The following is a 12509-nucleotide window of genomic DNA, read 5'->3' as shown; positions in this document are numbered from 1 at the left end:
ATGGCAAAATACGAAAAAGATCAAGTTTTAAAAGGTAAAGTAACAGGAATCCAACCTTTCGGTGCGTTCGTCGCACTCGACGACGAGACTCAAGGTCTTGTCCACATCTCTGAAATCTCACACGACTACGTGAAAGACGTGAACGAGTACGTTCAAGTCGGTCAAGAAGTTGAAGTGAAAATTCTTGATGTTGATGAAGCATCTAAGAAAATCAAGCTTTCAATGAAAGCGACACAAGAAGCTCCAAAACGCGAGAAGTCGGCTAAGCCAGCTCGTCGTGGCGCACCACGCCGCAACGAAGCTTCAAACTTCAAGCAAGAAGAAGCTCCAGGATTCACTGTCCTCAAGGACAAGCTCGAAGACTGGATCAAAAACACGAACTTCAAGAAGTAAGTGATTGAGACGACCTGCCATGTGCAGGTCGTCTTTTTTTGTACAGGAAATGTCCCGCTCGTTCACGAACAGTACAGAAAAGGAGTGAGGACCATGAGGATCGGAATCATCGGTACGGGTGGGATTGCCAAGACTGCCCATATCTCGCAATACATCGCGGCAGGGGCCGACGTCGTCGCCGTCATGAATCGGACCCGTGAGCGCGGGGAAGCGGTGGCTGAACAGTTTGGAATCGAACGGGTGTACGAGACGGTCGAAGAGATGCTCGTCATAGAACAACTCGATGCGGTCAGTGTATGTACGCCGAACGCGCTCCACAAAGCGCAAGTCATCGCCGCACTCGAGGCAGGATGCCACGTCCTCTGTGAGAAGCCGCCGGCCATCTCGGCCCGTGAGGCGAACGAGATGCTAGCAGCGGCCCGGAAGGCAGAGCGGACGCTGCATTACGGATTCCATTACCGGCACCGGTCGGACACACAACTATTGAAACGGATGATCGATGCCGGGGAACTCGGTCACGTCTATGCGGCGACGGCCCTTGCCCTGCGGCGTCGTGGCATCCCGGGATGGGGCGTGTTCACGGATAAGGAACTGCAAGGAGGCGGTGCACTGCTCGATATCGGGGTCCATATGCTCGACCTCGCCTTGTATTTGATGGATTATCCGAAGCCGGTCGATGTCATCGGTCACGTCGGTCAATACCTCGGCACACGGCCTGGTGTCGGGCTGATGGGTGATTGGGACGCAGAGGCGTTCTCGGTCGAAGACACGGCCCGGGCGATGGTCACGTTCGACAACGGAGCATCTTTGTTTTTAGACGCGAGTTTCATGGCCAATGTCGAGGCGGCGGACACGATGCGGGTCGAACTGCGTGGGACGAACGGTGGCGCATCGCTCTTTCCACTCCAACTCCATACGGAAGAGCATGGCGCCTTATTCGATAAATCTCCGGCCCATCTGACGCTCCAAGATCCGTACGCCAGTCAGATTCGCACGTTCCTCGAGGCGTGCCGGCACGAGCCATCGTACCAGCAAGCGGAACAGGCGGTGACGCTCCATACGATCATCGACCGCATCTACGCTCAGACCTGATTGCTTTTCAATCATAAAAAACAGGGTATATAGTGTAGGTGTTACATATTTTCGAAGGAGGATGAGACATGCACAACTTTGAATACAAGAACCCGACGAAACTTATTTTCGGGACACATCAGATTGAAAAACTCGCGAGCGAGTTGAAGGCGCTTGACGCCAAGAAAGTGATGCTCGTCTATGGAGGCGGGAGCATCAAAAAGAACGGCACTTACGATGAAGTCGTGGCGGAACTGAACAATGCCTCGATCGATTTCGTCGACTTCTCAGGCGTCGAACCGAACCCGCGCATCGAGACGGTACGTCGTGCCGTCAAACAAGCGCGTGAAGAAAACATCGACGCATTGCTCGCAGTCGGCGGCGGCTCGGTCATCGATTGCACGAAACTCATCTCGGCGGCCATCCCGTATGAAGGCGACGCTTGGGACATCGTGCTCCGTGACCACATCCCGACGGAAGCGATCCCGTTCGGTACGGTGCTCACGCTCGCGGCGACCGGTTCTGAGATGAACTCAGGTTCGGTCATCACTAACTGGGAGACACAAGAGAAGTACGGCTGGGGTCACCCGCTCGTCTATCCGACGTTCTCGATCCTCGACCCACGTTACACGGTATCAGTGCCAAAAGACCAAACGATTTACGGCATCGTCGACATGATGAGCCACTGTTTCGAGCAGTACTTCCACCCGAACCATGCGCCGGTTCAAGAGCGGATGACGGAAGGCGTGTTGAAAGCGGTCGTCGAATCGGCACCGAAACTCGTCGACGATTTAGAAAATGTCGACTTGCGCGCCATCATCTTGTTCTCAGGTACGATCGCCTTGAACGGTGTGCTCCAAATGGGTGCCTCGGGCGATTGGGCATCGCACAACATCGAACATGCGGTCTCGGCTGTCCATGACATCCCGCATGCAGGCGGACTCGCGATCCTGTTCCCGCGCTGGATGGAACATGTACTCGATGAAGACAATGCAGCACGTTTCGCACGCTTAGGCACAGAAGTGTTCAACGTCGAACCGGCTGACACGGATTTGGAAACGGCGAAGCGTACGATTGCAGCCGTTCGTGCCTTCTTCGACGAGCTCGGCGCGCCAAGCTCGCTCCGTGACTATGACATCGACGAGTCGACGTTCGACGCCATCTTGGATTCGGCGATGAAACGCGGGGCGTTCGGTCGCTTCCGCACACTCGAACGCGAAGACGTGGCAGCGATTCTTGAGTTGAGCAAATAAGGCGATTTGATGCCTATTTTGCAATAATGATTGAACGAATCCGACGTTTCCGTTTATGATGGGTCATGTATGGCTCTTCAAGGAGCGATTTAAAGGAGGAAATGACATGTCAACTGTACGTTTCGATTATTCAAACGCCCTGTCTTTCGTCGGGGAACATGAAGTCGATCAATTGCAAGAAACCGTGAAAGCAATGCATTCGGTCATCCATGACCGCAGCGGGGCAGGTAGCGATTTCCTTGGGTGGGTCGACCTCCCAACAAACTACGATACGGATGAGTTTGCCCGCATCAAAGCGGCTGCGGAACGAATCCGTGAGAACTCGGACGTCCTCGTCGTCGTCGGGATCGGTGGATCATACCTCGGCGCACGCGCGGCCATCGAGATGCTTCAACATTCATTCTTCAACGTATTGTCAAAAGAAGAGCGCAACGCGCCACAAGTCTTCTTCGCCGGTCACAACATCTCGTCTACTTATTTGACGGAGTTGCTCCAGGTGCTCGAAGGCAAAGACGTCTCGGTCAACGTCATCTCGAAATCGGGAACGACGACAGAGCCGGCGATTGCGTTCCGTGTCTTGAAACAATTCATGGAAGACAAGTATGGTCAAGACGGTGCTCGTGAGCGCATCTATGCGACGACAGACCGTGCCCGTGGCGCCTTGAAGACGCTTGCGGATGCGGAAGGCTACGAAACGTTCGTCATCCCGGATGACGTCGGAGGCCGCTTCTCGGTCCTCACACCGGTCGGGCTCCTTCCGATCGCTGCGGCAGGCATCGACATCGATGTCCTCATGGAAGGTGCACGCGACGCACAAAACGCCTATTCGTCACCAGAGCTCTCTGAGAACGAGGCGTACCAATATGCGGTCGTCCGTAACGCCTTGTATGCGAAAGGCAAGTCGATCGAGTTGCTCGTCAACTACGAACCGGCCTTGCACTACGTGTCGGAGTGGTGGAAACAGCTTTACGGCGAATCAGAAGGGAAAGACAACAAAGGGATCTTCCCGGCGGCTGTTGACTTCTCAACCGACCTCCACTCGATGGGACAATACATCCAAGAAGGTCGTCGTGACTTGTTCGAGACGGTCATACGTGTCACGAACGTCCGTCACGCGATGAACGTGCCAGAAGACGCGCAAGACCTCGACGGCTTGAACTTCCTCGCTGGCGAAACGATTCAATTCGTGAACGACAAAGCGGCTGAAGGAACACTCCTTGCCCACACGGACGGAGAAGTACCGAACCTCGTTGTCGAATTGCCAGAGATGACGCCGTACCACCTCGGTTACTTGTTCTACTTCTTCGAGAAGGCATGCGCGATGAGCGGATACATTCTCGGGGTGAACCCGTTCAACCAACCGGGCGTCGAAGCGTATAAAGCGAACATGTTCGCGTTGCTTGGAAAACCAGGTTACGAAGAACAAAAAGCTGAGCTTGAAAAGCGCTTGAACCAATAATTTTGAGTAGGTCCGCTCCGGCGGGCCTATTTTTTTGTTTGAAACTGGGGGAAGACAAGGTAAAGTGAGAGTAGACAGGGGAAAGAAAGGGATGGACTATGTTGACATTCACGGACTACTATCACAATAAAGTCGAGTTGAGCTTTGCGCACTATCCATTTTCGGATACGCCGCTCCACGTCTGGGTCGTCGCCCGCTATGAGAATCAATGGGTGCTGACGAAGCACAAGCAACGCGGGCTCGAGTTCCCGGGCGGGAAAGTCGAACCCGGCGAACATGAGGATGATGCCGCGATTCGGGAAGTGTATGAAGAGACGGGTGGTGTCGTGAAGACGCTGCACTATCTCGGACAATACCGCGTGCTCGGGCGCGGGGACACGGTCATCAAAAATATTTACTTCGCCGAGATCGAGCGCTTCGATGACCATCCGGCCGTCGATGAGACCGACGGCGCCGTTCTCATGAAGGAACTGCCAACGAATCTGCTCCGGAACAACCGGTACAGTTTCATGATGAAAGACAGGGTGCTCCCGGAAACGATGAAGGTGCTACATGAAAAACGAATGGTTTGACCGGATCGAGGTCCTCCCACCATATGCCGGTTATGCGGTCCACCGTGGCTGGTACGCGACGCGCGATGGTGAGGATGTCGTCGCCTATACGATCACGCCGACGCGACCGAACGGGCACGTCCTGTTTTATTTGCGCGGCGGAACAGGACGCATCGGGGACGTGCGCTTGCCCCGGTTGATGCAGTTCGCGGCCAAAGGCTTCCACGTCGTGGCGCCTGTTTACCGTGGTAACCATGGGGGGAGCGGGAAAGAAGACTTCGGCGGGGCCGATTTAGAGGATGTCTTGTCTCTCTATGATCGCGTCCATCGAACGGACACGCTCATTCATGCCCTTGGCTTCTCGCGCGGGGGCATGATGGCGTTGTCGCTCGCCGCGGAGCGGCCGCTCACGTCCGTGACGTCATGGGCGGGTGTCACCAATTTGGAATGGACGTACGAAGAGCAGCGCTCGATGCGGAAAATGCTCCGCCGTATGACCGGGGGTGACCCGGAAGCGGCTCGTACGGCGTACGTGGAGCGTTCACCCCTCTACAAGGACTGGGAGGCCCCGACGTTATTGATTCACGGGACAGACGACGAGCAAGTGCGGCTCCGCCATGCGACAGCCGTGGCCGAACGGATGGGGGAGCGGGCCGAACTTTGGATCGTCCCGTTCGCTCATCAACTCCCGTTTTGGGAAAAGTGGAAGACGACCGATGAGGCGATGGACTGGATGTTAGCCGTCGCACCAAAAAATGACTAGCGCCTGAACCAGGCGCTAGTCATTTTTTATTACACGATGATTGGGCCGGCTGCGACGACCGCCTCACTCGCTTTCGTGAATCGTTTGAAGTTGTCTTGGAACTTACGGGCGAGCGCTGCCGCCTCGGCGTCGTAGCGGGCACCGTCTTTCCAGGTGCCCCGTGGGTTGAGCACGTCGTCTGGCACCCCGTCGATGTGGCGTGGAATCTCGACGTTGAAGATGTCATGGCGCGTCGTCTCGACGTCACGCAATTTCCCGTTGACGGCCGCGTTCACCATCGCCCGTGTATAGGCGAGCTTCATCCGCGATCCTTCGCCGTATGCGCCGCCGGTCCAACCGGTATTGACGAGATAGACGTCGACGTCATGTTTCTCGATCAACGTGCCGAGCATGTCGGCGTAGCGTTCCGGTGCGAGCGGCAAGAACGGTGACCCGAAACATGTCGAGAAGGTCGCCTGAGGCTCCGTCACGCCGCGCTCCGTGCCGGCTAGCTTCGACGTATAGCCTGACAAGAAGTGATACATTGCCTGCTCCTTCGTCAATTTGCTGATTGGAGGCAGGACGCCGTACGCGTCGGCCGTCAAGAAGACGATCGTGTTCGGATGCCCGGCTCGTGACGGAAGCATCGCGTTATCGATAAATTGAATCGGGTAGGCGGCCCGTGTGTTCTCAGTGAGTGAGATGTTCTTGTAGTCTGGCGCCCGTTCCTCGTCCAAGACGACGTTCTCGATCAACGAGCCAAATCGAATGGCATCGTAGATTTGAGGTTCGTTCTCACGCGACAAGTTGATCGTCTTCGCGTAGCAACCGCCTTCAATGTTGAAGACGCCGTCAGGAGACCAACCATGCTCGTCGTCCCCGATTAAATGACGTTCTGTGTCGGCCGATAGCGTCGTCTTTCCGGTACCTGATAGCCCGAAGAAGAGAGCCGTCTCGCCGGCATCCGATACGTTCGCCGAGCAATGCATCGACAAGACGTGCTGTTCCGGTAACAGGAAGTTCATGACTGAGAAAATCGATTTTTTAATTTCGCCGCCGTATTCTGTTCCCCCGATCAGAATGGTCCGTTTGGCGAATGAGACGAGAATGAACGTTTCGGAGTTCGTCCCGTCGACTTCCGGATCGGCCTTATAGCTCGGTGCATAGATGACCGTGAACGGATCAAAGGCACCTTGTGTCGGCCATTCGCGCAAGAACAACTGTTTCGCGAACAAGTTGTGCCACGCGTATTCTGTGATGGCCCGCACTGGAAGCGTATAATGCTCGTCAGCCCCGGCAGACGCCTCGAGATAATAGAGCTTGTCTTTCGTCTCGAGATGCGTGAGCACTTTATCGAGCAGTGCCGTGAACTTCTCTTCTGCGATCGGTTGGTTGACCGGACCCCAGTCTACTAAATGATTGCTGACTTCATCTTGCACGACGAATTTGTCTTTCGGTGACCGTCCTGTGAATTTACCTGTACTGACCGATAAAGCCCCGTCTTTCGTCAGTACGCCTTCCCCGTTGCGAATGGCTTCTTCCACCAATTCTGGAACCGTTAAGTTCCGCATCATGTCGGCACCTTTAATTAATTCTTCAATTTTCAGGAGCGTTGTCGCCATCCTGAATCCCACCTTTCCCCTAAATAGATGTGGATGAAATCCGCATACTTCCGCGTTTGATTAGTATGACATTTTTATTATATGTGACATACTAATCAAAAACAAGCCTTTTTTACCCTTTAAAGTAAGCGCTTTCTTACACTGTCATTCTAACATATTCTGTACCAGGTCATAGTACAAAATCGAAAACCGACAAAAAAATGTTTGATATTTCACAAACATAACTATTGCGAGTTCGTGAAAAGTTTTACGAATTCAGTCGATACGCTTGACAGAACGGGGTGTCATTTATATGATGGTCTTCGTAACGGATACTCTTATTCTGAGCGGTGGAGGGAACAAGGCCCTACGAAGCCCAGCAACCGTCCGATTTGTCATTGTTATTCGGAAAAGGTGCTATCCTGAAGCGAAGCGCAAGCTTCGAACGATAAGAGGGTAAGGAAGAACGATTCAACCTTTCCCATTGAACATGGCGAAAGGTTTTTTTCATTACCGTCCCAAAGCAACGCGTAAGGGGAACGAGTACCGTCCACACATCACCCTTATTATAGGAGGTTTTTCGAAATGGCAAACTTGAACCGTCGACTTTTCACTTCGGAGTCCGTCACGGAAGGACATCCGGATAAAATTTGTGACCAAATCTCAGATGCGATTTTGGATGCGATTTTAGCTGAAGATCCAAACGCCCGCGTTGCGGCTGAGACATCTGTCACGACAGGTCTCGTGCTCGTAGCAGGTGAGATCACAACATCAACTTACGTGGATATCCCGAAAGTTGTTCGTGAAACAGTTCGTGAGATCGGCTATACACGTGCAAAATATGGTTTTGATGCAGAGACTTGTGCTGTCCTCACATCGATTGATGAGCAATCGGTAGACATCGCCCAAGGTGTCGACCAAGCGCTTGAAGCTCGTGAAGGACAAATGACTGAAGAAGAAATCGATGCAATCGGCGCTGGTGACCAAGGTCTCATGTTCGGTTACGCAACAAAAGAGACACCAGAACTCATGCCGCTCCCGATTTCACTCGCACACAAATTGTCACGTCGTTTGGCAGAAGTTCGTAAGAACGGCACGCTCGCTTACCTTCGTCCTGATGGTAAGACACAAGTGACGGTCGAATACGACGAAGCGAACAACCCAGTTCGCATCGACACAATCGTCATCTCGACGCAACACGCCGAAGACATCACACTCGAACAAATCCAAGCTGATTTGAAAGAGCACGTCATCGACGCGGTCATCCCGTCTGAACTCATCGACGCGGATACAAAATACTTCATCAACCCGACTGGCCGTTTCGTCATCGGTGGACCACAAGGGGATGCAGGCCTTACAGGACGTAAAATCATCGTCGATACGTACGGTGGTTACGCTCGCCACGGCGGCGGCGCGTTCTCAGGTAAAGATCCAACCAAAGTTGACCGTTCAGCGGCGTACGCGGCTCGTTACGTAGCGAAAAACCTCGTTGCAGCGGGACTTGCTGATAAAGCAGAAGTTCAACTTGCTTACGCGATCGGCGTTGCCCACCCGGTATCGATCGCAGTCGACACGTTCGGCACAGGCAAATTGAGCGAGACTGAGCTCGTCGAACTCGTTCGCGAGAACTTCGACCTCCGTCCGGCCGGCATCATCAAGATGCTCGACCTTCGCCGTCCAATCTACAAGCAGACAGCAGCTTACGGCCACTTCGGTCGTACAGACGTTGAACTCCCATGGGAGCAAACGGATAAAGCGGCAGTGCTTGAAGAAGGCGCGAAACGCTTCGCATAAGACAGTAAAAACGACCTTTCTCAGCGAAAGGTCGTTTTTTTGTTAGGCTTGTGTTTTGTTGTCATTCGATGATTCGTTATTGCTTGATGACGTGTCGGATGAAGTTTCTTGCCCGAGCGCCGTATCTTTCGCATCGACGACTTTCTCGCCGATCGATTGAAGATCTGACTTCGCTTCTTGCGCCGTGCCGACGACTTTGTTCACGTCTTCTTTGACCGTGTCGACTTCACCAGCGACTTTCTCGTATACGTTTTGAACGTCAGTGGCAACTTCTTGGATGATTCCAGAAGCTGATTTCACTTGGTCGATGACTTGTGAGGCCTTTCCGGCTGGGTCTTGTTTGACTGTATCGACGAGACCGCCGACCGACGATTTCGCGCTCGAGAACGATTGTTTCGTGTTCTCACGGTTCGACGTGCTAAGTAAGGCGAGCAGACCGCCGACGAGGGCGCCGAGGAGCATCCCGGTCACGACGGTGATTTTAGGGCCACCTGCATTTGCTTGGTCAAACTGACGATTTGGATTGTTGGCTTGCTCTAGTTTTGGATCATGTTGTAGTTTCGGTTCCATAGTAACACTCCTTTTTGTAAGTTGGCATTGATACTCTTATACCCGAGTCAAAATGGAAAATAACGTCTTCCTTCATTTCGACATCAAAAAGTAATGAGCGGGCAGGATATTTTTTTGCTGATGGGGAATGATACTACTAGATTGGCCAAAAGGGGGATGCCGTTATGAAGATCAGGGAAGCCGTACCAGAAGATGCCGCCACCATCCGCGATATTGCGCTCGCAACGGTCAGTGAACAAGACGAGGTTCGTTCAAAAGTAATGGAACGGGCTTATCAGCAAGAAGAGATCGTCCGCGCCATCAGTTCAAGCGAGGAAGCGAAAGAGCAGTTGTTCATTGTCGGTGAAGCCGAAGGCGACGTCATCGGGTTCTATCATGCGATCGACCGCGGGGATACGTGGGAAGTGCTCCGGCTCTATCTTCATCCGACCCATCACCGACAAGGTCTCGGAACGGCCTTATTGTCTCATCTGCGCGAACGTAAAGTTCAACCAATCGAACTGTACGTCGAGAGTTCGAACGAGCAGGCGATCGCCTTTTTGAACCATGAGGCGTTCATCGAATTGAATCGGATTCAAGAGGAAGTGTACGACCAACCGATGGAACTGATTCATTTGCGCTATGACCCGAGCTAAGACCCTAGACGGATTTTCTGACAAACATCAGTCTCGACTGATGTTTTTTGTTAGTATAAAAACATGGACATAATAAAATGAGGTGACAGTATGACATACGAAGAAGAATCACGAAAAGGGGTCATCGTGATCGTCTATCCGCTCCAGTTCACGTCACGCTTGAGCGAGGCGTTTTTAGGACGGTTACGTGACGAATATGAAGTTCTCGTCGTGACCGGACAGACGGTCGGCTTGACGGCGGAAGACCATAAGCTGTTAATCAAGAACACGCTACGCGAGGCGAGCCAGTACAAACTGCCGATTCACGTCATCGCCTTCAGTCTCGGGGCGTTGTTAACGAACCGATTGCTCCAGGAATACGATGTGCCGCTCGGCAGTTTGACGTATATCTCACCTTTGTTCGATTGGCATCCGTCCCGCCAAATCGGCGGATTGAAACAAGTCGTCGCGAGTGCGGTCGACCGTTTCCGTCCGGATTTGCCGCTCGGCATGATGACGTTCATGGGTGCAGGCGAAGAGTCCTCCCGCTTTGGTGAGATCACCTACGGGCAATACCGGGAAATCGAGGAAGAGATCGTCGAGCATCAAGAAGAGAAGAAACATTTGCCGCGCCTCCCACTCGCTTGCTTCTATGCGCCGGACGACCGCTTCGCCGATGTGAAGCTGACGCTCAACGTCTGTCGAAAAATCGGCGGCGATCAAGTATACATCCGCCGGCTCGAAGGCTTCCCACATTTCGGCTATGAACGATTGAACACGAAGTTCGCGGAGACGCTCATCACGTTTTATGAATTGATTCGAGAATGACAAAACAGGCGACTCGCTCGAGTCGCCTGTTTTCATGCACGTTTTTCAATCGCCACGATGAACGGGGGATGATTGATTTGATTGATGAAGCCGTAACGGAGGACGCCGGCCCGCTTTTGGTCGAGTGCCTCGACGTAGGCGAGCACCTCGTCGCGCTCGATTTTGCCGCTATCATGGCCATGATAGATGACGACGACGATGACACCACCGACGGCCATGACGTCGAGCAGTTGCTCGAGGGCGTCGATGGTCGTATTGCCCGTCGTCGTGACCGACTTGTCGCTTCCCGGTAAATAACCGAGGTTGAACACGGCGGCTGTGATTGGGCGTGTCTCGTCCGCTACAATTTCTCGGACGGTGTCGTGACTGTCGTGGATGACAGTGACGCGGTCCGTCAATGCTGCTTCCTCGATGCGAATGCGTGTCGCCTCGACCGCCGCTGCTTGGACATCAAACGCGTAGACGTGTCCCGTCGCCTCGACGAGTTCGGCTAAAAACAATGTATCGTGCCCGTTGCCGGCCGTCATATCGATGGCGACGGCACCAGGTGTGACGTGTTCACGGAGTAGGTACTTCGCGAACGGTAAGACTCTCATTAATCCCATGGCTCTCATCCTTCTTTTTTCCTTGGAAGGAATCACGACGCACCAGTTCGGCATCGATGGCGTTCAAGACGGCCATCTTGTGCCGGCTCCACGTCGGACCGATCAACAGATCCGGTGGCCCGTCACCGGTCAACCGATGGATGACAATCTCGGGCGGTAACGTCTCAAGCTGGTCACAGACGAGGGAGACGTAAGTCGTCTCGTCCATGAGCTCGAGCAATCCTTTTTCGTACTGACGGGCGAGCGGCGTGTGCTTCAAGACGTGGAGCAAATGGATCTTGATTCCTTGTATGTCCATTTTAGCAACTTCTCGCGCCGTGTCGAGCATCATCTCTGTCGTCTCACCAGGGAGACCGTTAATGATATGGACAACCACGCTTATATTGCGTCGGCGGAGCTTGGCGAGACCTTCGAGGAACGTCTTATAGTCATGGCCACGATTGATTTTTTTCGCTGTCACATCGTGAATCGTCTGTAGGCCGAGTTCGACCGTGAGGGACGTCCGCTCATTCAACTCGGCGAGATAGTCGACGACGTCGTCCGGCAGACAGTCCGGTCGGGTCGCAATCGATAGACCGACGACACCTTCCTCTTTAAGGGCAGGCTCGAACAATTCCCGGAGCCGGGCGACGGGGGCATACGTGTTGCTGAACGCTTGGAAGTAAGCGATGTAGCGGGCTTCTTTCCACTTCCGATGCAACCGTGCCTTCACTTCGGCAAATTGGACCGGGATCGGATCGCAGGCGTTGCCGGCAAAATCACCGCTGCCGTCGTCCGAACAGAACGTACAGCCGCCCTTCGAGACGAGCCCGTCCCGGTTCGGACAAGTGAAACCGCCGTCGAGCGGTACCTTGAATACTTTCCCGCCGAACTCACGGCGATATGCTTCATTTAATTTGTGGTATCTGGCATCACCAAATGGATGTTGCATGAATATCCTCTCCTTCTTTGCTCATGCTATCACAAGCTCTCCTCGTGTTTACTTCATAATAAGTAATTTTTCTTGACAGTTATGGGGCGTTCCGTTA

The 12509-nt window shown here is 53.4% G+C and carries 13 protein-coding genes and 1 riboswitch; of the genes, 9 read left to right on the top strand and 4 right to left on the bottom strand.

Annotated features, from left to right (window positions below; genetic code table 11):
* The 6 genes from yugI to KNP78_RS01585 all read left to right on the top strand — a co-directional run bounded on the left by yugI (position 1) and on the right by KNP78_RS01585 (position 5490).
* Positions 1–393 carry a S1 domain-containing post-transcriptional regulator GSP13 gene (gene yugI, locus KNP78_RS01610; protein ID WP_016509788.1) on the top strand — a complete coding sequence of 131 codons (393 nt, stop codon included), beginning with the start codon at positions 1–3 and terminating at the stop codon, positions 391–393.
* Between the two features lie 93 nt (positions 394–486).
* Complete coding sequence (locus tag KNP78_RS01605) at positions 487–1485, top strand: Gfo/Idh/MocA family protein (protein WP_214823173.1); 999 nt, start codon at positions 487–489, stop codon at positions 1483–1485.
* A gap of 68 nt (positions 1486–1553) precedes the next feature.
* Complete coding sequence (locus tag KNP78_RS01600) at positions 1554–2717, top strand: iron-containing alcohol dehydrogenase (RefSeq protein WP_034778331.1); 1164 nt, start codon at positions 1554–1556, stop codon at positions 2715–2717.
* Between the two features lie 106 nt (positions 2718–2823).
* Positions 2824–4176 carry a glucose-6-phosphate isomerase gene (locus tag KNP78_RS01595; protein ID WP_214823172.1) on the top strand — a complete coding sequence of 451 codons (1353 nt, stop codon included), beginning with the start codon at positions 2824–2826 and terminating at the stop codon, positions 4174–4176.
* 98 nt (positions 4177–4274) lie between these two features.
* Positions 4275–4748: an RNA deprotection pyrophosphohydrolase gene (ytkD, locus tag KNP78_RS01590; RefSeq protein ID WP_034778327.1), complete on the top strand. Its 474-nt coding sequence runs from the start codon at positions 4275–4277 to the stop codon at positions 4746–4748.
* Complete coding sequence (locus KNP78_RS01585; protein ID WP_214823171.1) at positions 4729–5490, top strand: alpha/beta hydrolase family protein; 762 nt, start codon at positions 4729–4731, stop codon at positions 5488–5490. The genes ytkD and KNP78_RS01585 overlap by 20 nt, the downstream gene beginning before the upstream one ends.
* A gap of 29 nt (positions 5491–5519) precedes the next feature.
* On the opposite strand, the gene pckA is transcribed toward KNP78_RS01585, so the two are convergent.
* Positions 5520–7091: a phosphoenolpyruvate carboxykinase (ATP) gene (gene pckA, locus KNP78_RS01580; protein ID WP_034778322.1), complete on the bottom strand. Its 1572-nt coding sequence runs from the start codon at positions 7089–7091 to the stop codon at positions 5520–5522.
* A 314-nt stretch (positions 7092–7405) separates the two neighbouring features.
* Positions 7406–7525: riboswitch (SAM riboswitch) on the top strand.
* Between the two features lie 130 nt (positions 7526–7655).
* Here pckA and metK point away from each other — a divergent pair.
* On the top strand, positions 7656–8864 hold the full coding sequence (metK, locus tag KNP78_RS01575) for a methionine adenosyltransferase (RefSeq protein WP_138859148.1): 1209 nt from the start codon (positions 7656–7658) through the stop codon (positions 8862–8864).
* Positions 8865–8906: 42 nt separating this feature from the next.
* Here the strand turns inward: metK and KNP78_RS01570 are convergent, their stop codons facing one another.
* Positions 8907–9434, bottom strand: a complete 528-nt coding sequence (locus tag KNP78_RS01570; RefSeq protein WP_138859149.1) for a hypothetical protein — start codon at positions 9432–9434, stop codon at positions 8907–8909.
* A gap of 164 nt (positions 9435–9598) precedes the next feature.
* Between KNP78_RS01570 and KNP78_RS01565 the strand changes: the two genes are divergently transcribed.
* Both KNP78_RS01565 and KNP78_RS01560 read left to right on the top strand, forming a co-directional pair.
* Positions 9599–10069, top strand: a complete 471-nt coding sequence (locus KNP78_RS01565) for a GNAT family N-acetyltransferase (RefSeq protein WP_034778317.1) — start codon at positions 9599–9601, stop codon at positions 10067–10069.
* 90 nt (positions 10070–10159) lie between these two features.
* Complete coding sequence (locus tag KNP78_RS01560) at positions 10160–10876, top strand: alpha/beta fold hydrolase (protein ID WP_034778316.1); 717 nt, start codon at positions 10160–10162, stop codon at positions 10874–10876.
* Positions 10877–10908: 32 nt separating this feature from the next.
* Here KNP78_RS01560 and mnmM read toward each other — a convergent pair whose 3' ends face one another.
* Together mnmM and mnmL are read right to left on the bottom strand one after the other, a co-directional pair.
* A complete protein-coding gene (gene mnmM, locus KNP78_RS01555) occupies positions 10909–11481 on the bottom strand; it encodes a tRNA 5-(aminomethyl)-2-thiouridylate-methyltransferase MnmM (RefSeq protein ID WP_034778311.1) in 573 nt (190 codons plus the stop codon).
* Positions 11435–12412 carry a tRNA modification radical SAM protein MnmL/YtqA gene (gene mnmL, locus KNP78_RS01550; RefSeq protein WP_034778310.1) on the bottom strand — a complete coding sequence of 326 codons (978 nt, stop codon included), beginning with the start codon at positions 12410–12412 and terminating at the stop codon, positions 11435–11437. The genes mnmM and mnmL overlap by 47 nt, the downstream gene beginning before the upstream one ends.
* Positions 12413–12509 lie beyond the last annotated feature (97 nt).

This window comes from Exiguobacterium sp. s28 (genome assembly GCF_018618135.1).
GTDB lineage: Bacteria > Bacillota > Bacilli > Exiguobacteriales > Exiguobacteriaceae > Exiguobacterium > Exiguobacterium mexicanum_A.
Note: the sequence above shows the minus strand (reverse complement) of the source record. Positions and strands in the feature narration are given on the sequence as shown.

Excerpts from the sequence above, each read along its gene's own strand:
- yugI (WP_016509788.1), top strand. The coding sequence starts at position 1 with ATGGCAAAATACGAAAAAGATCAAGTTTTAAAAGGTAAAGTAACAGGA.
- KNP78_RS01605 (WP_214823173.1), top strand. The coding sequence starts at position 487 with ATGAGGATCGGAATCATCGGTACGGGTGGGATTGCCAAGACTGCCCAT.
- KNP78_RS01600 (WP_034778331.1), top strand. The coding sequence starts at position 1,554 with ATGCACAACTTTGAATACAAGAACCCGACGAAACTTATTTTCGGGACA.
- KNP78_RS01595 (WP_214823172.1), top strand. The coding sequence starts at position 2,824 with ATGTCAACTGTACGTTTCGATTATTCAAACGCCCTGTCTTTCGTCGGG.
- ytkD (WP_034778327.1), top strand. The coding sequence starts at position 4,275 with ATGTTGACATTCACGGACTACTATCACAATAAAGTCGAGTTGAGCTTT.
- KNP78_RS01585 (WP_214823171.1), top strand. The coding sequence starts at position 4,729 with ATGAAAAACGAATGGTTTGACCGGATCGAGGTCCTCCCACCATATGCC.
- pckA (WP_034778322.1), bottom strand. The coding sequence starts at position 7,091 with ATGGCGACAACGCTCCTGAAAATTGAAGAATTAATTAAAGGTGCCGAC.
- metK (WP_138859148.1), top strand. The coding sequence starts at position 7,656 with ATGGCAAACTTGAACCGTCGACTTTTCACTTCGGAGTCCGTCACGGAA.
- KNP78_RS01570 (WP_138859149.1), bottom strand. The coding sequence starts at position 9,434 with ATGGAACCGAAACTACAACATGATCCAAAACTAGAGCAAGCCAACAAT.
- KNP78_RS01565 (WP_034778317.1), top strand. The coding sequence starts at position 9,599 with ATGAAGATCAGGGAAGCCGTACCAGAAGATGCCGCCACCATCCGCGAT.
- KNP78_RS01560 (WP_034778316.1), top strand. The coding sequence starts at position 10,160 with ATGACATACGAAGAAGAATCACGAAAAGGGGTCATCGTGATCGTCTAT.
- mnmM (WP_034778311.1), bottom strand. The coding sequence starts at position 11,481 with ATGGGATTAATGAGAGTCTTACCGTTCGCGAAGTACCTACTCCGTGAA.
- mnmL (WP_034778310.1), bottom strand. The coding sequence starts at position 12,412 with ATGCAACATCCATTTGGTGATGCCAGATACCACAAATTAAATGAAGCA.